The sequence below is a fragment of the Acidipila rosea genome (assembly GCF_004339725.1).
In the GTDB taxonomy this organism is placed as follows: domain Bacteria; phylum Acidobacteriota; class Terriglobia; order Terriglobales; family Acidobacteriaceae; genus Acidipila; species Acidipila rosea.
Genome location: NZ_SMGK01000005.1, coordinates 241,137 through 264,031, shown reverse-complemented (window position 1 = coordinate 264,031; position 22,895 = coordinate 241,137). Strand labels below are relative to the sequence as shown.

Genomic DNA, 22,895 nt, shown 5'->3' with positions numbered 1-22,895 from the left:
GTGAGTTTCCAGAGGGGTTTGCAGCCGCTTTGAGCAGTCGCTGCTGATTCCTGGTACCGGGAAAACCGACAGGCCACGGCCGGGAAGTTGAAAGGATTCGCTCCAATGATGAGACGCCAATCGACCGCAATCATGACCATGCTTCTCTGCTTCTGTTGTACCGGCGGAGTCAAAGCGCACTCGCAAAGTTCGCCGGACACGCTGAAGCAGGGCTTTGAGAACCCGCCCAGCGGCGCCCGGCCCCGTGTCTGGTGGCACTGGATGAATGGCAACATCACCAAAGAGGGCATCAACCTCGATCTCCACTGGATGAACAGCGTAGGAATCGCCGGCTTCCAGACCTTCGATGCCGCGCTCGCGACCCCTCAGGTCGTGCCCAACCGGCTGGTCTATATGACGCCGGAATGGAAGGACGCCTTCCGCTATGCCACCACCCTCGCCGGCCAGTTGAAGATGGAAGAGGCCATCGCAGGTTCGCCCGGTTGGAGCGAGACCGGCGGTCCCTGGGTCCCGGCCTCGCAGGGCATGAAGAAGTATGTCTGGAGCGAAACCTTCGTCGAGGGGGGCAAGCCCTTCAGCGGAACGCTGCCCCATCCGCCCTCCAACACCGGAGCCTTTCAGGATCTTGGCATCCATGATGCTCTTTCTGCACCCGAGGGTTCCAAGCCTATCCCACAGTTCTATGCCGATGCAGCAGTCATCGCCTACCGCAGGCCGTCTGACGACGTCTCCATTGCATCGCTTCACCCCACCATCACGTCAAGTGCAGGCGCGCCTGACATGAACGTGCTGACCGACGGAGATCTGCAGAAGACCACCAGCCTGCCCATTCCGCCGGCGGGCAGCGACGCATGGATTCAATACCAGTTCTCCACCCCGCAGACCATTCGCGCCGTCACCGTTGCCATGAAGAGTCTCGACAGGATGACCGCAATCGTCTCTGGCATCGGCAATCCGGAGAAGACGGTTGAGGCCAGCGACGACGGACAGAACTTCCGCACAATTGCGACAATTCCCGACGGAGCATCCCCGGAATACACCGTCTCCTTTCCTGAGGTAACGGCGAAGTATTTCCGCGTTTCCTTCAAACGGAATCCCCCGCCTCCAATCCCGGAGTGGGCCAAACATATGGATCTCAAGGCCCTCGGAATCAAGATCGGCGCGCCTCCGGCGGCATACGAGATCTCCGAGTTGCAGCTCTACACGGGAGCCCGCGTCAACAGATTTGAGGAGAAAGCCGCATTCATTCCCGTTCCTGATCTATATGGATACGCGACGCCTTCCGCACCCTCTGCGGCCGTTATCCAGAAGAGTGACGTTATCGACCTCACCAGCAAAATGCGCCCCGACGGCACACTCGACTGGACACCTCCGGCTGGAAACTGGGTCGTACTCCGGTTTGGTTACTCACTGCTGGGAATCACCAACCACCCAGCCACTGCCGAAGCCACTGGTCTTGAAGTCGACAAGCTCAACCGCAACTATGTCAAAAGCTACATGGATAACTATCTCGACAGTTACAAGCAGACAGTCGGCGCGGACTCCATGGGCAAGCGCGGCATCGAGTACGTCATCACTGACAGCTGGGAAGCAGGCGCGCAGAACTGGACCGACAACATGATCGCCGAGTTCACCAAGCGCCGCGGATACGATCCGATCCCGTGGATGCCTGTTCTCGCAGGCAACGTGGTGGAGAGCACAGCAGCGAGCGACCGCTTCCTCTGGGACTTCCGCAAGACCATCGCCGATCTCACGGCCGACGAACACTATGGCCAGGTGCAGGCCTCGCTGAAAGAGCGCGGCATGGGCCACTATGGCGAATCGCACGAGGCCGGACGCGCGTTCATCGCCGACGGCATGGAAGTGAAGAAACTGGATGACATCCCGATGGGCGCCATGTGGACGCAGACACCGGGCGTCAACAACATACAGTATGACTACAACGCCGATGATCGTGAGTCCGCTTCCGTAGCGCACATCTATGGCCAGAACATTGCCGCCGCAGAGTCGATGACCGCCGCAGCAGCGCCCTGGGCATGGTCGCCGGCGACACTCAAGCCAACAGCCGATCAGGAACTGCTCAACGGCATCAATCGCTTCGTCATTCATGAATCTGCGCATCAGCCGCTTGTAGGCAAGGCGCCCGGCTTGACGCTTGGGCCCTTCGGCCAGTGGTTCAACCGCAACGAAACCTGGGCCAATGAGGCCGGCCCCTGGATCAATTACCTCGCGCGCAGCAGCTACATGCTGCAGCAGGGGCACTTCGATGCCGACCTTGTTTACTTCTATGGTGAGGATTCCAACCTGACCGCGATCTTCAACAAATCAGCCCCGAATATACCCGCAGGCTATGGCTTCGACTACATCAACGCGGATGGATTGATCCATGAGTTGAGCGTCACCGACGGCCGCATCACCACCCGGAGCGGAATGAGCTATCGCGTGCTGGGTCTTGATCCCTTCTCGGAACACATGTCCCTGCCGGTGCTGCGCGCTCTCCACAAGCTGGTCGAGGACGGCGCAGTTGTGGCGGGCCCCAAACCCATCGACGATCCCAGCCTCGCCGATAACCAGTCTGAATTTCACACGCTCAACAATGAGCTCTTCGGTGACGGCACCGGCGTGCATCATGTTGGCAAAGGCACGGTCTACGCGGGTCAGAGCCTTCAGGACGTCTTCCAGGCGCTCAAGATAAGCCCCGACTTCGACTACAACAAACCAGAGCAGGACACCCAGATTCTCTTCGCCCATCGCAAGCTCGCCGACGGCGACATCTACTTTGTGGATAACCGCAACGACCGCGATGAAACCGTAAATGCCAGCTTCCGCGTAACCGACAAGACCCCGGAGCTTTGGCGCGCAGAGACCGGCAAGTCAGAGCCCGTGTCATACAGCATCGCAGATGGACGCACCACCGTCCCGCTGCACCTCGAGCCCTGGGGAACCGTATTCGTCGTCTTCCGCCAGCCTGCCACCACTAACTCACGCACGCTGCCCGCAAAGACGGAACAGGTCATAGCTACTCTGGACGGCCCCTGGCAACTGGCCTTCCAGCCAAACCGCGGCGCCCCATCCTCGATCACGATGGACCAGCTATCCTCGTGGAGCGACAACAGCAACACCGGAGTCAAATACTTCTCCGGAACGGGCACCTATACCAGGACCATCAATGCGCCTGCGGAGTGGTTCCACAAGAACAGCCGCCTGTACATCGACCTTGGAGATGTTAAGAACCTGGCAGATGTGACGGTCAACGGAAAGGACCTCGGCATCGTGTGGCACACGCCCTATCGTGTGGACGCCACGGGTGCGTTGAAGCCCGGAAGCAACCAAGTGACCATCAAGGTCACCAACGCATGGGTCAACCGCCTCATCGGGGACCAGCAGCCGAACGCAACCGTGAAATATACCTTCACGGATGTTAAGCCTTACAATGCGGACTCGCCGCTGCTGCCGTCAGGCTTGCTCGGTCCAGTTCGCATCTCATCCGTCACGCAGCAGCAATAGCGTGGCTAAGCAGGCTAACCCGGCAGACCAGGCGATCGCTTTAGCAAAGCGTCGCCTGGTCCCATTTCTGCTCCTGATGTATGTGGTCTCGTTCCTCGATCGAGCGAATATCGGCTTTGCAAAAGAGGCCCTCCACGCATCGGCCGGCATCTCCGATGCCAGTTTCGCTCTCGGCGCCGGACTCTTCTTTTTGACCTACGCCCTCTTTGAAATTCCCAGCAACCTCATCATGCACAGAGTAGGTGCTCGTGTATGGATGTGCCGCATCATGGTGAGCTGGGGACTTATCTCCATGGCCACGATGTTCGTCACCGGCCAGACGTCCTTCTACGTACTCCGCCTTCTGCTCGGAGCCGCCGAGGCCGGATTCTTCCCCGGCATCATTCTCTACCTTAGCTACTGGTTTCCAAATCGCACGAAAGGTCAGATCCTCGGCCTATTCTATTTCGGTGCGCCTCTCGCCTTTATCTTCGGCGGCCCCTTGTCCGGCTTGCTTCTCGAACTTCCCTCCGCGACCGGCCTCTTCGGCTGGCAGTGGATGTTCCTCGTAGAGGGTTTTCTCGCTGTTCTTGTCGGCGTGTGGGCCTATCGCTACCTGGGCAATCGCCCCGCTGAAGTTCTCTGGCTGACTGACGAACAGAAAATGGCTCTCCAGTCTGAACTCTCGGGCGAAGAGCAGCAGAGGCGCAGCCACGGAGCTGCAGCCTTTCCAGCCGCGCTGGCAGACACCCGCCTGCTTTACTTCATGCTCCTCTACTTCCTCATCCAGATGAGCGTCTACGGCGTAGTCTTCTATCTGCCAACAGAGGTCGGAGCAATCCTGGGCAGGAAGGTGGGCATTGAGGTAGGCTTCGTCTCCGCTATCCCCTGGCTCTGCGCGATGGCCGCAACCTACTGGATACCGCGCGCAGCAGACAGACATAAGAACCACCGGCTCCTTGCCATTCTCACGCTCTTCATCTCCGGGCTCGCCAGCCTTGCCTTTCCGGCAAGCACCCCAACGCTTGCGATGATCGCCCTATGTCTGGCAGCGTCAGGCTTCATCGCCGTTCAGCCGCTCTTCTGGACCTTCCCCATGACCTATCTTGCAGACAGCGCAGCCGCAGGCGGCCTGGCTTCTATCAATGCAATGGGTGCGGTTGGTGGCTTTGTCGCACCCAACGCCAAGGTCTGGGCCGATCGGCATTTCGGGTCGCCTCACGCTGGCGCTTACCTGCTGGCAGCCTTCACTCTTTTAACCGCAGTACTTCTAGTTGGCGTGCGTCAGCAAAAGCCTCCAGCGCAGCGGCAATCGCAAGGATAGCCGCTGCGCGTAACATCCCCTGGCTACTTACTGGCTACTTCATGGAGCGTTATCACTTTATCCATGTAAGGAATAAGTCGCACCGGCCCCTCCAGCCCGCATTTGTCAATTGCCTGCAGCAAGTGGTGGGATGTTCCTACGGCGCGCTGGTTCGCCTCGGTATTCGTAACTACAATCTTCAACTGGTTCTGCCCTTGCCGTAGCAGGTTCGTAATGTCCAGCCGATAAGGACTCCACACCAGGGTTCCGGCGCTCTTCCCATTCACATAGACATCCGCAACTGAACTGATCTGCCCAAGGTCGAGCACTACCCGCTGACCATGGAACGACGCCGGCAGCGTAAAGCTCTTACTGTAGATCGCGCTTCCGGAATAGTTAGCAAGACCCGTCTTTGTCCACGACGTTAGAGGAAACGGCGTATCGCCGGTTACGAACTGAACAGGCGAATCCAACCGATCCTTCTGGCTCGCAATAATTACCAGTGAATTGCGGTCGCCGTTCAGGAATTTGCGAATATCCACCGGCTCGTTGCCGCTCGGCGTGGCCGGGTGTCCATTCACCAGCATCCGGTAGTGACCCTGCAAAGCCGGAGGCACAACAGCTACACATCCCGGCGGGATCGCGATTCGATACCAGCGCATCGAGCTGCTTTCGACCGGTGATTCATTCCCCAGCTTCTGCTGAAAACTGGCAGTTACATCCCGCAGAGTATTTCCATTGTCATCGGCCACGCGAAATGAGAATCCATAGAAGCCGCTCGAGACTCCCCGTCCTTTTCCAACCTTGACCAGAACATCATTCCAGCCTGCCTTCAACTCTACCGGCACCTTATCTGCCCAGTGGTCATTGAGTTCGTACCAGAAGGGCGTTCGCAGCTGCCCATACACCGGCTTATTGTTCAGCCATATTCTGGCCCAGTTATCGGCGGCAACAATAAACTGCGCGTGCTGCTCCTTCGAAGAGTAGAGATAGGTATGGGCATAACTCACCACCCACTTATCCCCATTCGTCAGCAGTTCTGGATTGAACTGCGTAACGTATGCAGCATCCGAGTCTCTCCCTCCACTGGTGCTCATCCATATATCCCAGTTTTCCAGCGCAAGGTGAGGCTCATTGCCGTCATACTGCTTCCATCCCACGATTTGCGCATTCAGCCCCTCATACTTCTTGTGAGGGTCAAACTCCTTCTCCGGCGGAAAGACCTGATTGAAGCCATTGTTATCCGTATTCGGAAACGGCCCGATCATCTCCCACTTCCGAACAGTGCCTTGCTCCTCACTTAGCCACAGGGATGGCCAGTCCGTGTCATCCGCCCCTTCGCGCTCCCAGCCCCTGCGTTCGCCCTCCGCTTCGGGTGCATCCTTCACCTTTGCGTATGGCACAGAGATACGCTCTGGCTGAGGCCTGAACTGCCAGTCACCCACCAGCACAAGTGGCTTGATGCTTCCCGTGGATACTTCGCCCTCATAGTTATGCGTTTCTCCATGCAGGGTGACAAAGGTTGTGGCTTGATCAGCCGGACCGGAAAGATGGACCCGCATCAAGCTACCCTGTCGCGACACTGAATCAACGGTTTCCGCGTTGGTGCTCACGAGTTCAGCATCCTGACCAGATCCCGTCAGCGGCTTGAACACAATGTAGAAGGCATCCCAGGGAGCCAGGTTCAGGCGAACCTCTGTCCCATCGGGCCCATTCCTGTAGAAAAGTGGCTCCCGCGCTCCAGTAAGTGCATTCCATTTCTCCGGAATACCTTTTGCGGCAAAATGCACCTGGTTAATACGCGCACGATCCGTGTCATTCACCACCCAGTAGTAATCCTTCTGCAGCTTGCGACGATGCTCAAAGTAGAGATGCTGCTGCGAGGGTCCTTCGATGATCCGCACATCTTTTGGAACCTTCGCATCCAACGTCGCGATGAGTGAGTTAACGGAATCAGCGATATAGTAAGCACCCGCATTTCCGCTGGAGGAATCTTCTCCGCCGAAAAGAGAATCCATTCCCGTCTTGATAACTGCATCGTTCCCGCCGGCCTCGGGCGACGAACTGGGCAGCATGCGAATTGCGAGAACCACCCCGCCTGCCTTATCAAATTCTTCAATCTTGCGAAGCGTGTTCCTGCTGAGAGTCGTAAGCGGAGGAAGGATAATAGCCCGGAAGCGTTGCGGACCTATCACTAGTTCATTTCCTTCCACCCGCGCACTGTCCAGGTACTGATCATCGGCTATGTTGTAATCCCAATGATGGTCTGCCAGCTGCAGAATCATCCTGGTGTAGTAGTCGTTGATAAGAATGGTTTCGTTTTTCCACGCTGCAGGTCTTCCTATCTCCTGATAACTCGTACTTCCGGAGAAGAGCGGTGCAGTGTGAGCCCAGATAGATGTGATTGGATAGTAGAGAAGAACATTGGTTACATGGCTGCTATCCGCATTCATGTAGCTGATGCGCCGGGTGTAGTCCGCGTAGTAGTGAAAGTAAGGCCAGAATGGCTGATGCAACCAGTCCGGAGGATAGTTCGCGCGGCTGGCATCATAGTCAAACGCATGCGGCACAAAGAGATTCACACCCCATGCGCCGATCGCATTCGTTCCCTTGCGCATACCTTCCATGTCCAGGTACGAATTAGTTCCCTGGACACCCTGGTTTTCGCACATAAAGCGGCGCCCTTCAAAGTCAGCTACCGATTGAGCAACTTTAAAGTTCAACGGCTGGCGGCCAAAGTCCTCCAGTGAATCAACACCTACTGGATTCAATCCCCGCTCTACAGAGAACAGGCTTCCCTGGAGTGCAGCCGACCACTGCAGGCTTTCTTCCCACGCATGTCCCGTGCGCTCTATCCCAAGCTTCCGCGCGGATGTAGTTATGCCATCCCAGAAGGAAGCCGCGTACAACTGCGTCACCGTGGAGAGATAGTCCGTGCGCACCTTGGTGGTAGTATCGCCGCCGTCATAGATCAACAGCGGAAGCACCTTGCGCAGGTCATACCCGGTCCGCTTCTGGAATGCTTGAAAGAGTTCAGGAGTCCACGCAATACGATATCCATAGTCGCCTTCATGGTCTGCGAAGGAGTAGTGAATCGTATTCCCGAAGTAGGAAGCAAACCTGCGATAGTACTCACCATAGGAGAGCTTGAAGTAGAGCTTCATGGCATCCGGATTCATCAGGTCCACAAACCCGCCATCAAATCCCATTGCCGGCTGCAGATGAAACTGCAGGACAACCCAGTCGCCATCGGGAACAGACCATTGGACATGGCCGTTCTCTACGTTGAGAAGACGGAGACTCTCGCTATCGATACGATCTCTCCCCAGCCAGCGCGCCGCGACCACTGCCTCCGTGTCTCGATCTGCAGGCAGATTGATAGCCTGCGGGCCATGCACGACTTTCGAGTCATACGCTAAGGTCTGCATCCTGTATTCGGGATGCCTGGCCAGGACTTCGCTCTGATGATTGCCGGACATCTGCACATTCCGCACCTCACCACTGGGCCAGTCATACTCATCTACAAAATTGAACTCGAAGCCGTCTTTCTTTGACTCTTCCAGCCCGGAGCCTATTGCCTTCCACCACCCGTCGGATAGGTACGGCGTCTCCAGCCCGTCTCGCGCATGCAGAAAAGCGCCATAGACATGCTGATCGACCATGGCGTGAATCTCCTTCTGAATCTCCGGCCCCTCCATCCTTCCATTCCAGAACCAGAAGGGCATAGGCGAAAAGTCTCTTGGCGGATCGACAAAGCCTTCATGCAGTTGGTCACCAGAACCACTGCTGGCCTGCGCATGCACGACAGACAAGAACGAGACTGCCAAAATAGTTACAGCAAATAACCTGACAAGTAGCTTCATCCGTATTCCTCTTAGCCTGCAAATATTGCGGCAGCCAACTACATACCCCGCCGGCTTCAAATCTTGTTCACTCCTGCAACTGCTTCCGCAAAGTAGCTCTTTGCCAGTCGCACCAGCACCGTGGACTGCCTCCACCGATCGCTCTGCTCGACAACATCTCCGTACTCATTCGATGCCAGGTGGGCATACTGATACTCGCTCCCCAGCAGCTCCGGGCAAAACCATAAGTCTCTGCCGGAGTCATACGCCTTCAGGAAGCCGGTCATAGCTCTCACCCAGAAACTGCGAAAGTAGGGGATTGATGGATGTTCCAGTCCCTCCCCGATATCCACCTGCATGCAGCAGCGATTGCCGATGCGGCCATGCAGAAAGCGCACCCGCTCGAAGACAGGCTTCAGTCGATTCAGCCGCTCGTCGAAATCTCCATAGGGCATCTCCTGCCCGGTAAACCAGTGGGAGAAATCACCATTGAACCGTATCGATGGAACACGCTTGGTCAACTCGACCGTACGCCATGCATCCTGGGTGATGGAGCCTCGATGGGTCTCGATGTAAACCGGAAGGTTATAAGTGGCTGCAAGATGCGTTATCAATCCAGCCAGCGCATCTATCTCCCCGTCGGACTCATAGCCGTAGCCCGCGATGCACGTAGCCGCAATCGCTCCCTGCCTCTTCCAGTGCTCTACAAATGCCTCAGCATCGGCAGGTGCAGGCACCACGCCGCTCCCGATAATCTGCAGCCCATAGGCTTTGCACAATCGGGCTGAGCCACCCTGCATCGCCTCATAGCCCACCTTCGCAGCCGCAGAATAGATAGCTTCGCTATCTTTCTGATGACCCTCCGAATGAGCAGGAAGATCTGCCACGCTGTTATAGGTCAGGCCTATTCGCAGCCGCTTCTCTCGTAAGGAAGACTGCATGGCTAGCAGATGCGTCCACGCTTTCCTGCAGAGCTGTGCCCCGGCGGATTTTCCCCGATCCATCTCTCATCGGCCGGCTCGCTCGCAAGTTGATATCGCGAGTCAGAAGAGATCCTGAGCCGGGGAGAGCGGTTATCCATTCCGCCATGAACGATATCCATGCAGAAGATCACCACATCTCCCGCCGCATATTCCGCAGTCAGCCAGCGTCCTCCCAGACTTCTGCGTATCTTATTCGGGTCTTCAGAGAGCCACCCGTTCAGGCCTCTGGCCTCTTTCGCCGGGTCGTCCGGCCTGTTCGTGCAATACGCGTCGACATCTCGCTGGCCGTAGGTGTTCTGCAGCTGCTCGTTCCTGTGGCTTCCCTCCAGGATCATCAGCCCGCCCATCTGAAAGTCGATATCGCCCAGTGGCGTCCACGCGGTATAGAGCTTACGAGTGCCGCGACCCATGTAGACGATGTCGCAATGGCTGGGCGTACCCAGCCCCGGCGAGATACACCGCAACCAGGTGAAATCGAAGTGGAGCACATCGCCACCCAGAAACGACGAGAAGAACCTCATCAGTCTGCCTTCCGGGTGGTAGAGCAGATGCTGCAGCGGAGGATTATTCTTCTGCGCAAGCTCGGGATGAAAGAAGAGCTTCGTCCCGGGTTTTGGCACTCCCTCCATCAGCGGGGCGGCGGGATCGAGTTGCCCCTCCTTCGACAGCTGCTCCAGCACGTGCCGCCGTGCCGCAAGAACTTCGTCCCTGTCTAAGCACCCGCGAAGAAACAGGTAGCCATCCTCCGCCATGCGCGCCTGAAGCTGTTCGCGAGGAGCGCCCGCGTCATCCGTGGGCGCCAGCTGCCCCAGCTGCTCCTCCCCGTCATCCAATTTATGACCACACGAATACATCTCCGGTACCGCGCTGAGTGTTGCCATGGCGATTTTCCTCGCTTCACAGAATGCAAAAAATCTAGCGAGGAACACCTTACGCTTGCCGCGGCTCGTTAAGCCATCGACAATTTGACCGGCAATATATAACTTTTGATCAAAGCTTATGGCAAGCCAGGTCAGTCACTACATCACGCCGAGCAGCAGGGAAAAAGCCTGGGGGCTCTACGTCACCGGAGTCGGCCATGCCACCGTTCGAGCAAACGGACCGTATCCTCCGGTCGCACATCCTGCAGGTTATGACTTCCAGTGGGAGCGAGGAAGGATTCTCGAGGAGTTCGCCATCCTCTACATATTGAACGGCTCTGGAATCTTTGAGTCCGCACATCAGTCCGCGCGCGACATTCACGCCGGCGACTGCCTCATGCTCTTCCCCGGCGAGTGGCACCGCTACCGGCCAGAGAAGACGTCCGGATGGGAAGAATACTGGGTGACCTTCCAGGGGAGCCTCGCGGAGTCATGGAGAAAAGCCAACTTCATCCGCCCGCAAAAACCGCTCCTGCTCTCGGAGAATGAGCGCCTGGTTCTGCCGCTCTTTGAGGAAATGCTTCGCCTGGCTCGCCCGCAGACGCTCAGAAATCCGCTGGAGACCGCCGCGCTATGCCATTTGCTTCTTTCGCGGCTGCTCTCTGCTCCTGAAAATTCCGCCCACGCGAGCCTGAGCTCCAGCCGCGACAAGCGACTTCACGAAGCCGGCGACTATCTCCGCATGAATCCCGAGATAGACGTTGAACTGGCCCGGCTAGCCCGCCGCTTCGGAATGAGCTACAGCACCTTCCGCCGCGAATTTACAAAATATTTCGGCAACTCGCCCGACAGGTTTCACCAGAATGCCCGCACCGCACGGCTCAAGCGATTGCTGATCGAGACCGACCTGCCGCTCAAGGAGATTGCGGAGAGGCTGCATTTCTCGAGCGAGTTTTACATGATGCAGGTCTTCAAGCGCCACACCGGTCTCACGCCTACCCAGTGGCGCCGCCGCCGTGAGACTGATCCGGACCGCGCCAAAGCAGCCGCAGGCATGTGAGGGGCAGCACTACTGCCCAGGGTCAGAGCGTGAGCTCTTGATCGGCATCACCGAATTCTTGTTTTCCGGAGCCGTCGGATCGACGCCGAAGTCCCACACATCCATGTTTACCTCGCCCGGCGCCAGCAGCTCCATGAGTGCATACTCCCCGAAGCTGAGTGGCTGGCGCGGCGTCACCTTCATCCAGTGCTTGCCGGGCAGCACCTGGTCGCTCGTTTCCACCACATCCTCTGAGTTGCTGACCTTGCCCAGCATGCTGATCTTCACCGCGCCGATCACCCGCACGCCCTTCCGTGGCTGCACCCTCACAATCGCGTAGCGGCTGGCCGGCGAGCTGTAGGCGTTCTTCTCCTGCTTTGAGCTCGCGCCGTGGGTATCCACCGGCATCGCATTGTCCGGCGCCGCATTGCTGCCCCCGTCCAGGCTCACATAGATCTCCGGCAGGTTCACATGCAGCTGCACCTTTGACCGCGCTCCGTCGATCTGGATCGGCTCCTTCGCCCCGCCCAACGGGTTGATCGCCGACCGCAGCACATTGTGGCCCGTGTCGCGATTCACATCGCCGTTGCTCTGCTCCAGCCGAACCAGCTCCGGCGTGTTCTTGTAGGTATCCATCACCCACACGCCGCTCTCGTCCGGCAGCCGCAGGTTCGGCGCCACAAACGGCTGCCGTGCCAGCTCGTCTGCCCTTTCCTGCTGCTCTTGCTTGTCGATATCCGCAGCGCTCTCTGAGGCTGGGGCCTGCGGCTGCGCGTCTGAGGCCTGGTCGGCCCCGGGCTTGTGGGCCTTGTTCCATTTATCCGTCGCCATCCAGTCCACCAGATCGGTTGGAACTTCTTCCCAGTCCCCGCCCCTCTCGGCGCTGATATAGCGCACCCGCTCACCGACCACCTGGTAGCGCGTGACCACCTGGTAGGAGCCGTCCTTGAGGATCAGTCTCTGATTCGCGCTCTGCGCCCGACCGCTTACAGCCGCCGCCACCAGGGCGATAACAGCCAGAATCAGAACCAAACGTGTCCGTAGCATCATTGCGCTTCCTGTTCGACGATTCACCCTCAGCCGGGATTTGCCTAAGAGCACTGTTATATCCTATCTGTGGAGAGCCTCAGCATTGTCAAGCATCCTTAACTGGCCTGGCATGCCGCGACGCAGAATCATTCGCGTCCTTGCGTTCGGCTGTGTGCTGCTGCTGCTCTTCGCCTCCACGCTGCAGGTTGTCCACTCCCACGAGACGCCCACCCAGCAGGATCACTGCCAGCTCTGCATGGCCATCCACTCGGCCATGCCGGCGCGGTCATCGGCTGCCGTCGTCGCGATCGCTTATTCCACGCGCTTTGTCATCCCGCGCATCGCAACTGCTCCGGTTCGTTTCTGGGAGTGGTCACTCTCGAACCGCCCCCCACCCTCCCTGGCCTGAACGCAAGCCTTTTCCGCTTTCCGTTTCCATCCAGCCAGGAGTCTATTTTCATGAATCTTCAGCGCCACGTGAGCGCCATCGTCCTTTTTCTCACCTGCAGCCTGCTGCCGGCCTTCGCTATCAGCGGTGAGCCAGCCAGCACGGCAGGCACCTTCACCGGCACCATCACTGATTCCACGGGCGCAGTCGTTCCAGGAGCAGTCGTCGAGGTGCACAACCTCATGAGCGGCTTCGAGAAGACCTCCGTCAGCGACTCCAACGGAGCCTTCAGCTTTCTCAATCTTGGCTTCGGCCACTACCACCTCACCGTCAAGGCCACCGGCTTTGACCCGTTCTCTGACGACATCGACATCTCCTCGCCCGTCGCCATCAACCGCACCTATGCGCTCAAAATCGCGCAGGCGACCACCACCGTCACCGTCGAGGCAGACTCGAACGACATCGTCAACAAAAGCGCCATCAATGAGACGGACCTCGGCACCGCCATGAGCGACAAGCTGCCTATGATCTCCGGCAGCACCGGCGTCAGCTCGGCCATCACCCTGGGCAGCCCCGGCATCACCGCCGACTCGAACGGCATGTTCCATCCCCTCGGCGAACACTCCGACACCACCTACTCCATTGATGGCCAGCCCGTCAGCGACCAGCAGAGCAAGACCTTTTCCAACCAGATTTCGCTGAACTCCATCCAGTCCATGCAGGTCATCGTGGGCGTAATCCCCCCCGAGTACGGCGACAAGGCCAGCCTCGTCGCACGCACCACCACCAAATCCGGCCTCGGCAACACCCACCCCACCGGCGATGTCTCCGCCAGCTACGGCTCCTTCGGTTCCAGCACTCTGGATGCCTCCATGGGTATCGGCTCTTCGCGCATGGGCAACTTCACCGCCATCGACGGCGCCAACAGCGGCCGCTATCTTGACACGCCCGAGTTCGCCATCCTCCACTCCTACGGCAACAGTGAAGCCCTTTTCAACCGCTTCGACGTGGCCCCGACTGCCGCCGACAGCATTCACCTCAACCTGTCCCTCTCGCGCTCCTGGTTCGATGTTCCCAACCAGTACGACCAGCAGGCCGCCGGACAGGATCAGCGCTCCCAGATCTTCAGCTACAACGTCGCGCCCTTCTGGACGCACATCGTCGGCACCACAGGCGTACTCAGCGTCAACCCATACATGCGCCAGGACAACGCCCACTACTACCCTAGCCACGACATCTTCAGCGATACGCCTGCCACCCTCGCCCAGGACCGCATGCTGCGCAACGTCGGCATCAAGGTGGATTACTCCTACTCGAAGGGCATCAACAACGCCAAGTTCGGCGCGGACTTCAACCACACCTTCCTCAATGAGAACTTCTCCGTCGGCGTAACCAGCCCCACCTACAACGCCGTCTGCGTCGACTCGACCGGCACCCCCGTGGTCGCGCCCGGCGTCAGCTCGCCTGCCAACTGCGCCGCCAGCGGCTATGACCCCAATCCCAACTTTCAACCCGGCCTCCTCGCCTATGATCTGACCCGCGGCGGTCAGCTCTTCAGCTTCCAGGGCCACACCGACATCAAGGAAGAAGCCCTCTACGGTGAGGACACCATCACCGTCAAACAGTGGCAGTTCCTCCTCGGAGTACGCGGCGACAACTACAACGGCCTCAGCCGCAAATACATGCTCGAACCCCGCGTCGGCATCACTTATCAGGTCAAGAAAACCGGCACCGTCCTGCGCCTCGGCTACTCGCGCCTCATGCCCACGCCGTATAACGAGAACCTCGTCCTCTCCAGCTCCACCGGCAGCGGCGGCCTCGCGCAGAACGTAGGAGCCTTCGGCCAGCACGCCCTCAAGCCCGCAACCCGCAACCAGTACAACACCGGCTTTGAACAGGGCTTCGGCAAGTTCCTCATCCTCGATGCCGAATACTTCTGGAAGGAAACCAAGGGCGACTACGACTTCGACGTCCTGCTCAACACGCCTCTGACCTTCCCCATTCAGTGGCGCAAATCCAAGATCGACGGCTTCGACCTTCGTCTCACCATGCCCCAGACCCACGGCGTCTCCGCCTACTCGGTCATGGGCCATGCCCGCTCGCGCTTTTTCGGTCCTGAGGTCGGCGGCATCCTCTTCAACAACCCCAGCGGCATCACCTCCTACGAGCCTTTCCGCATCGACCACGACCAGAACTTCCAGCAGACCACCAACGTCCAGTACCAGCCCAAACCCGATTTGCCCTGGTACAGCTTCACCTGGAACTACGAGAGCGGCATGGTGGCCGGCAATGCGCCCTTTGCCACCGACACCACGACGCCGGTCAGTCTCGCTTACCTCACCCCCGACCAGCAGAATCAGATCAAGCTCACCTGCGGCGCCCAGCGCGCCACCCTTGATGCGCCACTCACCTCCTGCGCTCCCAATCTGCTCTCCTCGCCCCTGCTCAGCATCCCTGCACCGGGCACGGAGAACCCCGATCGCAATCCGCCGCGCATCGCTCCCCGCAACCTCTTTGACATGGCCGCCGGTTACGACAACCTCCTGCGCCACGATCGCTACAAGCTCAACGCGACCTTCACTGTGACCAACCTCACCAACAAGCTCGCGCTCTACAATTTCCTCTCAACCTTCAGCGGCACGCACTTCGTCGCTCCCCGCGGCTATGTCGCGCAACTCAAGCTGGAGTTTTAACCATCTAAGCAATAGCGGGAAACCTTGAAGAGACTGCTCCAGCTCGTAGCCTTCACCATCGCAGCTGCAGCAGTCTTGACTCCCCTCGTCGAAGCCTTCGATCGCTGGGACCCCTTCGTCATCCCTGTAAACGACACCGAGATGCGCGGCTTCTGCATCGTGCTCGGTGTTTGCTTCACGCTCGCCGTCGTCCAGTTCTTCGCGCGCACTCTTGTCTCGTCTTTGAACAGTCTGTGTTTCCTCGGCCTTGTCTCTGTGCTGCCCTGTGCAGCCGTCTTCTCTGCCGGCTTTGCATCGCCACCTGCCGCAGCAGCCAACTCTTCGCCGCCACCCCTCCGCATCTGATCTCAGCCCGATAGAACCCCATGCGCCACGCGTGCGCAGACCCGTCTTCACGTCTGCGCTCCCCTGCATCGCTCTTCCGGATCTGAGGTCGCTCCATGCTTCGTTGCTTCAAGGCTGCTCTCTGCCTGATACTCTGCCCTCCTGTCTTTGCCCAACTCTCCCGCGTCAACGGCGCGCTCAACATCACCGTCACTGATTCGACAGGCAGCGTGGTTCCCGGCGCCGAAGTTGCCGTCTCCATCGCCGCGCGCGCCTTCACCCACAGCACCAGAACCGACTCCGCCGGCGCGGCCTTCTTCAACAACCTGCCCGACGGCCTCTACACGATCAGTGTTTCCTCGCCCGGCTTTGCCGCCTACCGGGGCTCCGGCGTCAACGTCTCCGTCGGCAGCACCAGCCAGCTCGCGGTTCGGCTGCAGCCCGCAGGCGCCTCACAGCAGGTGGAGGTCAAAGCGCAGGCAGCCGCGCTTGACCCTTCCGATACCAGTCACTCCATCACCATCGATCGCGAGCGCATTGAGGAGCTACCCGTCGAGAGCCGCAACTACTTATCCTTCACCCTGCTCTCGCCCGCGGCTTCCGCCGCTAACCCGGCACTCGCCCAGCAGCAGCCCGGCGTCGAAGCCAGCGGCTTCAGCTTCGGCGGTCTTCGCCCTTCGAGCAATGCAGTCTTTATTGACGGCGTAGGCGACAACGACGAATTCACCGGCGAATCCCGCACCGAATTGTCCCCCGAAGCCATCAGCGAATTTCAGATCGTCAACCACGGCTACGCAGCAGAGTCAGGCGGCGCTGCAGGCGGCTCCATCGACGTGGAAACCCGCAGCGGAACCAATCTGCTCCACGGCGACGCCTTCATTTTTGAACAGAACGGCGCGCTCGACGCCACCCCGCCGCTCGAAGCCGCACCCTACAAGCCGGACCTCAATGCCATCCGCGCCGGTCTCTCCGCGGGCCGCGCACTCCGGCGCGACAAAACCTTCGGCTACTTCGCCGCTGAGCAGGAGTACGCTCGCGGCGAAGACGCCAGCGACCTCTCGCCGCAGGTCGTCTCCGCCGTCAACTCCGCCACAGCCGCCGCAGGCCCGTTGCACGGCCTCAGCCTCGCCACCGGCTTCTTCCCCACCATCAACCAGCAGACGGAGTTCACCGTGCGCGGAGACCACAACCTCACCCCGCGCAACCAGCTCATGCTCCGCTACGCCATGACCAACACCCGCGCGGTCAACGACGCCTTCGGCCTGCCTGAGTGGAACGACCTCAGCGCCCGCGGCACATCCTTCCTCAGCGACAACGCGCTCATCGGCGGCTGGACCAGCACTCTCAACGACATCACCGTCAACGAACTTCGTATCCAGGCCGCCACCCGCCGCGCCGATCTCCGCACCGGCAGCCGCTCCGGCCCGGGAGCATCCGTCGCTGGCCTGGTCCACTTCGGCACTCCCTTCGCCGGCAACAGCCTCCGGCATGAGAACCATTTCGAACTCTACGAATCCATCTCTCATCAGCATCATGCCCATCTGCTCAAGGCAGGCATCGGAATAGAAGATGTGCGCCTCCGCGCAGCCGTTCGCGACGGCTTCAACGGCTTCTATGCCTTCGCCGACCTGCCTGCCCTCGCCGCTGCTCAGCCGTCTTTCTTTGTGCAGTCCTACGGCAACCCCGACACCAGCTTCGCTGAGCTGCGCACCTCCGCCTATGCCCAGGACCATTGGACCGCTGCCCGCACTCTCGTGATCGATTACGGCGTACGCTACGATCGCAATGCCCTGCCGCAAACCTTCAACACCACCAGCGCAAATTTCAGCCCACGCATCGGCCTCGCCTGGACTCCCGCCACTCGCTGGGTCATCCGCTCCGGCTTTGGAACCTTCTTCGATCGCTATGAGTTGAGCGCCATCAACCGCGCCCTGGAATTCAGCGGTGCGCACGCCTATCAGCAGGTCGCCGATGGCGTGCTCGCAGCCGCCATCTATCGCGCCGGGGGAGCAGCCCGGCCTGTCGCCGCCCTCGCTCCCAGCGTCACCCGCCCGCATCCCGGCCTCGCCAATTCCTATAGCGAAGTAGCCTCAGCCGAGGTCCAGCACCAGATCTCCACCAACTGGACCGCCACCGCAAGTTATCACTTCGTCCGCGGCCTCAAACTGGCGCGCACCCTCAACGTGAACCTTGCGCCGCCACTGGTTGCGAACCTCTTCGGCAGCGCCCGTCTCGACCCCGCTTATGACGCCATCAACCAGTTCCAGAACCAGGCCAACTCCCTCTACAACGGCGCCAGCTTCACCGTCGATCGCCGCCTCGCCGACGAGTTTGAGCTCACCGCCGGATACACCTACTCGAAGACCATCGACGACGCGTCCTACGCCACGGAGCAGCCGCAGAACCCCTACAATTTGCCCGCTGAACGTGCCCCTTCGCTGCTCGATCAGCGTCACCGCTTCGCCCTCAGCGGGCTCTTCGATCTCCCCTTCGGCTACGACCCCGACGACGGCGACAACAACCCCACCAACAACTTCGTCGAGAGAGCACTGGCCAACGTCGAGGTTGCAGGCATCGCGCTCGCAGGCAGCGGTTACGCGGATAACCCGCTCACCGGCATTGATTCCAACGCCGAACACATCTACCCGTTTGCAGCGCGCCCTGCTGGGTATGGGCGCAACAGCCTGCGCACGCCTGCCAGCGTTTCGCTCGATCTGCGCATTCTCAAGACCATCCCCTTCTGGCGCGGCCATCTCGACATCGTTGCCGAATCCTTCAACCTCATCAACCACCAGAACATCGACCTCGTGAATCCGGTCTACGGCACAGCCTCCGCGCCTCTCCCCGGCTTCACCCAGCCGCTGCAGGCTGCCGATCCGCGTCGCGTGCAGTTCTCACTCGACTTTGAATACTGACTCCTCAACTGCTGGTCGTGTGGTCGAGAATAATCTTCCACCCTGCATCTTCCCGCTCGAACACCAGCGAGAAGACGCCTTTCGCCTCACCCCCTGCCGCTGCGTCCCGGTCCAGGTGAAAGCGTCCCGTCACCACCGCATGATCGCCACCCAGCATGCGCACCGAGAGATCTGAGAACTCCAGCGTCCCCATCGCCGCCTTGCCCGCATACACCCGCTTGTAGCGCGCGAGGATCTGCGCATACCCATGCTCTACGCTCTTGCCGATGAAGGTCGTCTCCGGCGAGTCCTCATACCCATGCATGAACTCCTCGACGTCGCCGCGATTCCACGCCGCCTCCTGCGCCGCGAGCACCTGCCTTATCGCCGTCTCCGCCGTCCGCGCCGCCATCAGCCGCACCGGCATCATCGCCAGGCAGACAATCACCAACCCTGTTTTCAAATTCCTCATGCCGCCTGTTCTACCAGAGGCGCGCACGCGAAGCGAGAAAATCCGGGCTGCAGGAATCCAGCAAATCCGGCCTACAATAGAAAGATGGCCAGCCGCACCGTCCATACCGTCTGCTCACATGACTGCCCGGACTCATGCGCCGTGCTCGTCACCATCGACGAAACCGGCCGCGCCACCCGCGTCGAGGGCGATCCCGCGCACCCCGTCACCCGCGGTTTCCTCTGTGGCAAGGTTGCGAAATATCTCGACCGCGTCTACTCGCCTGACCGCCTGCTCTACCCCATGCGCCGCCGCGCCGGAGTTCCCAAGGGTCCGCTCCCGCAAGGCGCAGAGGCCGCCGCCTTCGAGCGCATCTCCTGGGATGAAGCCCTCGACGCCGTAGCCGTGCGCCTCAAGCAGATCGCCGCCAAGCATGGCCCCGAATCCATCCTGCCCTACTCTTACGCCGGCACCATCGGCGCGCTCGGTTATGGCTCCATGGATCGCCGCTTCTTCCACCGCCTCGGTGCTTCGCAGCTCGACCGCACCATCTGCTCGACCGCCGGTGGCGATGCGCTCGTCTCCGTCTACGGACGCAAGCTCGGCACCGACACGGAACACTTCCGCCACGCCCGCACCATCCTCGCGTGGGGCGCCAACGTCCACGGCAACAACATCCACCTCTGGCCCTTCATCGAGGAGGCGCGTCGCAACGGCGCACGCCTCATCGTCATTGATCCCTACCAGACGCGCACCGCGCGGGTTGCCGACTGGCACCTCGCCATCAACCCCGGCACTGACGTCGCCCTCGCCCTCGGCATGATGCATGTCATCCTGCGTGACGGCCTTGAAGACAGCGACTACATCGCGCAGCACACCCACGGCATCGCACAGCTGCGCGAGCGCGCCGCCGAATACACTCCCGAGCGTGTCGCCGCCTGGACCGGCATCGCTGCCGCCGACATCGAGCGCCTCGCCCGCGAATACGCCACTGCCAGCCCCGCCGTCATCCGCATGAACTACGGCGTGCAACGCGCGGAGAACGGCGGCGCCGCCGCTCGCACCATTGCCATGCTGCCCTGCCTCACCGGCGCGTGGAAACACCTCGGCGGCGGTCTGCAGCTCTCGACCAGCGGCGGCTTCGCCTGGGACAGGGTAGCCCTCGAACGCCCCGACCTCATGCTGTCGAGCCCTCTCGGCCGCCATGCGCGCATCGTCAACATGTCCCAGCTCGGCCACGCGCTCAATGACCTCGACCAGCCCCGCGTGCACGCGCTCTTCGTCTACAACTCCAACCCCGCTGCCGTCGCGCCCAACCAGAATGCAGTTCTGCGCGGCATGCGGCGCGACGACCTCTTCACCATCGTTCACGAGCAGTTCTTCACCGACACCGCCGACTACGCCGACGTCCTGCTCCCCGCGACTACCTTCCTCGAACACAAGGACATCCAGGGCGCCTACGGCCACTACTACGCGCAGCTCTCCAGCCAGGCCATCGAGCCCCTCGGCGAATCGCGTTCCAATGTCTGGCTCTTCACCCGGCTCGCCGAGCGCATCGGCTTCACTGAGCCCTGCTTCCGCGACACCGTCGATGACCTCATTGCGCAGGCTCTCCGCGCAGGTGACGCGGCCCAGAGCGAGCTTCTCGCCGGCATCACGGCTGAGAGCCTCGAAGCCGCGGGTGGTCATCAGCGGCTGCGTTTCCCCGTAGAGGAGAACGGCAAGCCCTTCCTGATCTTCGCTGAAGGCGGCTTCACCACCCCCAGCGGCAAGGCCGAGTTCTACTCTGAAACTCTCGCCGCGCGCGGCCTGGATCCGCTGCCCGGCTTCGTGCCCCCCACCGAATCGCGCAACGCCGCCGCGCCTGCCTACCCGCTTGAGTTCCTGCCGCGCAAAGCCGATAACTACATGAACTCGACCTTCGCCAATCTCCCGGGACACCGCCGCATGGAGCGGGCGCACAACGGCCTGCTTGAAATGCACGCCACCGACGCCGCCCCCCGCGGCATCGCCGAGGGCGACCGGGTAGAGGTCTTCAACAGCCGCGGAGCCATCCGGCTCACCGCTCACCTCAACGGCAGCGTACGCCCCGGCGTCCTCGCCGCCTCACTCGACTGGAACAAGCTCTCGCCGGAGGGCCAGAACGTCAACGCCCTTACCTCCGAACGCATCACCGACATCGGCGGCGGCGCGACCTTCTACTCCACACTGGTGGACGTCCGCAAAGCCTGACCGTTTCAGCCGCGCTTCGGTCGAATCTGCGACCCTACGAAGCTGAAGTAGGCAATGAACGCGAACGCCGCAAATGGCACCGTGTACGCCAGCGCCATGCTCTTCGTCACCATGGAAACCCATCCCATGATCGGCGTCAGCACCGCGCCCCCGACGATCGACATCACCAGCACTGATCCGCCGATCTTCGAGTTCGCGCCCAGGTCCTTCAACCCCAGCGCAAAAATCGTCGGGAACATCAGCGACATGAAGAAGCTGGTGAGAAAGATCGCCCACAGCCCCAGCCATCCCGGCCTGAAGATTCCAATCGCCACCAGTCCAAGATTGATGACACTGTAGAGTCCCATCAGCCGGTTCGGCGCAAAGAAGCGCATCATCCACGCCGAGCTGAACCGGCCCGCGCCAAACGCCACCAGCGTCCCGGTCAGGAAGTATCCCGCCGTCCGCTCCGGCGCGCCGACATACTGCTGCACATACGAGATGAAGTAGCTCCACGTGCCCACCTGCGCGCCCACGTAGAGGAACTCCGAAATCACCGCCTGCACAAAGTGTGGCCTCCGCAGCAGCTCCCGCCAGTTGCCCTCGTCGCTCGCCGTGTGCGTGTCGCCCACCACCGGCGGAAACTCCGTCCGCGCGATCAGCACCACCCAGAAAAGCGCCAGCAGCCCCAGCACCACGTAGGGAACGATCACCCGCAGCGTCTCGCTGTGCAGATACGCTGCATAGGTCCCTGCTGCCTGCATCGCGCTCACCTGCGCAGGCGTCAGCTCCACGCCGGAAAAGATGAACCGCGTACCGATCAGCACGCCGGCAATCGCGCCCACCGGGTTAAAAGCCTGGGCAAAGTTCAACCGCTGCTCTGAACCCTCCGGTGGCCCGCATTGCGCAATGTAGGGGTTCGAAGCCGTCTCCAGAAAGGCCAGTCCGCTCGCAATCACAAACAGCGCCAGCAGAAAGAAGATGTAGCGCCCCGCCAGCGCCGCCGGCCAGAAGAGCAGCGCGCCTGTTCCGAAGAGCACCAGCCCGGTGATAAAACCGGCCTTGTACCCGCGCTTCCGCATCAGCAGCGCCGCCGGCATCGCCAGCAAAAAATAGCCCAGGTAGAACGCCGACTGCACCAGCCCCGCTTCCAGTCGTGAGATCGCAAATGACTTCATGAACTGCCGGATCAGCACGTCGTTGACGTTGTTCGGAATGCCCCAGAGAAAGAAGAGCGCCGTCACCAGGAAGAACGGAGTCTTGCTCCCTGCAGGAAAGATCGAGTGATCGGAGCGGCCGCGTGAAGCGGAGGGTAGCGAGCTGATGGCCATCGTTTTCTATCCGACCTCGATCATGATCTTTTGCCATCTGCTATTACCGTTGGCCGGTAGC

The 22,895-nt window shown here is 60.4% G+C and carries 14 protein-coding genes; 8 read left to right on the top strand and 6 right to left on the bottom strand.

Features of this window, described 5'->3' with window-relative positions; translation table 11 throughout:
- The first annotated feature begins 105 nt into the window (after positions 1-105).
- Together C7378_RS14825 and C7378_RS14820 are read left to right on the top strand one after the other, a co-directional pair.
- Positions 106-3,507 (top strand): glycosyl hydrolase, encoded by a 3,402-nt coding sequence (locus tag C7378_RS14825; RefSeq protein ID WP_131998485.1) that lies wholly within the window; start codon positions 106-108, stop codon positions 3,505-3,507.
- A gap of 1 nt (position 3,508) precedes the next feature.
- A complete protein-coding gene (locus tag C7378_RS14820; protein WP_207901449.1) occupies positions 3,509-4,810 on the top strand; it encodes an MFS transporter in 1,302 nt (433 codons plus the stop codon).
- A gap of 23 nt (positions 4,811-4,833) precedes the next feature.
- Here the strand turns inward: C7378_RS14820 and C7378_RS14815 are convergent, their stop codons facing one another.
- The 3 genes from C7378_RS14815 to C7378_RS14805 are packed head-to-tail and all read right to left on the bottom strand — an operon-like array spanning position 4,834 to position 10,495.
- Complete coding sequence (locus C7378_RS14815) at positions 4,834-8,652, bottom strand: glycosyl hydrolase (RefSeq protein ID WP_131998479.1); 3,819 nt, start codon at positions 8,650-8,652, stop codon at positions 4,834-4,836.
- A 56-nt stretch (positions 8,653-8,708) separates the two neighbouring features.
- Complete coding sequence (locus C7378_RS14810) at positions 8,709-9,572, bottom strand: sugar phosphate isomerase/epimerase family protein (RefSeq protein WP_131998476.1); 864 nt, start codon at positions 9,570-9,572, stop codon at positions 8,709-8,711.
- Positions 9,573-9,574: 2 nt separating this feature from the next.
- The gene (locus C7378_RS14805; protein WP_131998473.1) at positions 9,575-10,495 is read right to left on the bottom strand and encodes a phytanoyl-CoA dioxygenase family protein; all 921 of its coding nucleotides are present in this window, start codon (positions 10,493-10,495) and stop codon (positions 9,575-9,577) included.
- A 118-nt stretch (positions 10,496-10,613) separates the two neighbouring features.
- Here C7378_RS14805 and C7378_RS14800 point away from each other — a divergent pair, with 118 nt between their 5' ends.
- Complete coding sequence (locus C7378_RS14800; protein ID WP_131998470.1) at positions 10,614-11,534, top strand: AraC family transcriptional regulator; 921 nt, start codon at positions 10,614-10,616, stop codon at positions 11,532-11,534.
- A gap of 9 nt (positions 11,535-11,543) precedes the next feature.
- Here C7378_RS14800 and C7378_RS14795 read toward each other — a convergent pair whose 3' ends face one another.
- Entirely contained in the window at positions 11,544-12,563 is a 1,020-nt protein-coding gene (locus tag C7378_RS14795) for a hypothetical protein (protein ID WP_131998467.1), read from the bottom strand.
- Positions 12,564-12,645: 82 nt separating this feature from the next.
- Here C7378_RS14795 and C7378_RS14790 point away from each other — a divergent pair, with 82 nt between their 5' ends.
- The 4 genes from C7378_RS14790 (at position 12,646) to C7378_RS14775 (ending at position 18,862) form a co-directional block, all read left to right on the top strand.
- On the top strand, positions 12,646-12,951 hold the full coding sequence (locus tag C7378_RS14790) for a hypothetical protein (RefSeq protein ID WP_131998464.1): 306 nt from the start codon (positions 12,646-12,648) through the stop codon (positions 12,949-12,951).
- Positions 12,952-13,001: 50 nt separating this feature from the next.
- Entirely contained in the window at positions 13,002-15,623 is a 2,622-nt protein-coding gene (locus C7378_RS14785) for a TonB-dependent receptor (protein ID WP_131998461.1), read from the top strand.
- 24 nt (positions 15,624-15,647) lie between these two features.
- Complete coding sequence (locus C7378_RS14780; protein ID WP_131998458.1) at positions 15,648-15,968, top strand: hypothetical protein; 321 nt, start codon at positions 15,648-15,650, stop codon at positions 15,966-15,968.
- Between the two features lie 95 nt (positions 15,969-16,063).
- Positions 16,064-18,862, top strand: a complete 2,799-nt coding sequence (locus C7378_RS14775) for a TonB-dependent receptor (RefSeq protein ID WP_131998455.1) — start codon at positions 16,064-16,066, stop codon at positions 18,860-18,862.
- Between the two features lie 4 nt (positions 18,863-18,866).
- Here the strand turns inward: C7378_RS14775 and C7378_RS14770 are convergent, their stop codons facing one another.
- The gene (locus C7378_RS14770) at positions 18,867-19,253 is read right to left on the bottom strand and encodes a YybH family protein (RefSeq protein ID WP_243648278.1); all 387 of its coding nucleotides are present in this window, start codon (positions 19,251-19,253) and stop codon (positions 18,867-18,869) included.
- Here C7378_RS14770 and C7378_RS14765 point away from each other — a divergent pair.
- Complete coding sequence (locus tag C7378_RS14765) at positions 19,161-21,524, top strand: molybdopterin-containing oxidoreductase family protein (protein ID WP_341539156.1); 2,364 nt, start codon at positions 19,161-19,163, stop codon at positions 21,522-21,524. The two genes, C7378_RS14770 and C7378_RS14765, sit on opposite strands and share 93 nt — an antisense overlap.
- Positions 21,525-21,529: 5 nt before the next feature.
- On the opposite strand, the gene fucP is transcribed toward C7378_RS14765, so the two are convergent.
- On the bottom strand, positions 21,530-22,834 hold the full coding sequence (gene fucP / locus C7378_RS14760; RefSeq protein WP_131998449.1) for an L-fucose:H+ symporter permease: 1,305 nt from the start codon (positions 22,832-22,834) through the stop codon (positions 21,530-21,532).
- Between the last annotated feature and the right edge of the window lie 61 nt (positions 22,835-22,895).

Bases quoted from the DNA above. Each gene is read 5' to 3' on its own strand.
- C7378_RS14775 (WP_131998455.1), top strand. From the start codon at position 16,064: ATGCTTCGTTGCTTCAAGGCTGCTCTCTGCCTGATACTCTGCCCTCCT.
- C7378_RS14765 (WP_341539156.1), top strand. From the start codon at position 19,161: ATGCATGAACTCCTCGACGTCGCCGCGATTCCACGCCGCCTCCTGCGC.
- C7378_RS14795 (WP_131998467.1), bottom strand. From the start codon at position 12,563: ATGATGCTACGGACACGTTTGGTTCTGATTCTGGCTGTTATCGCCCTG.
- C7378_RS14805 (WP_131998473.1), bottom strand. From the start codon at position 10,495: ATGGCAACACTCAGCGCGGTACCGGAGATGTATTCGTGTGGTCATAAA.
- C7378_RS14810 (WP_131998476.1), bottom strand. From the start codon at position 9,572: ATGCAGTCTTCCTTACGAGAGAAGCGGCTGCGAATAGGCCTGACCTAT.
- C7378_RS14785 (WP_131998461.1), top strand. From the start codon at position 13,002: ATGAATCTTCAGCGCCACGTGAGCGCCATCGTCCTTTTTCTCACCTGC.
- C7378_RS14800 (WP_131998470.1), top strand. From the start codon at position 10,614: ATGGCAAGCCAGGTCAGTCACTACATCACGCCGAGCAGCAGGGAAAAA.
- fucP (WP_131998449.1), bottom strand. From the start codon at position 22,834: ATGGCCATCAGCTCGCTACCCTCCGCTTCACGCGGCCGCTCCGATCAC.
- C7378_RS14815 (WP_131998479.1), bottom strand. From the start codon at position 8,652: ATGAAGCTACTTGTCAGGTTATTTGCTGTAACTATTTTGGCAGTCTCG.
- C7378_RS14770 (WP_243648278.1), bottom strand. From the start codon at position 19,253: ATGGCGGCGCGGACGGCGGAGACGGCGATAAGGCAGGTGCTCGCGGCG.
- C7378_RS14825 (WP_131998485.1), top strand. From the start codon at position 106: ATGATGAGACGCCAATCGACCGCAATCATGACCATGCTTCTCTGCTTC.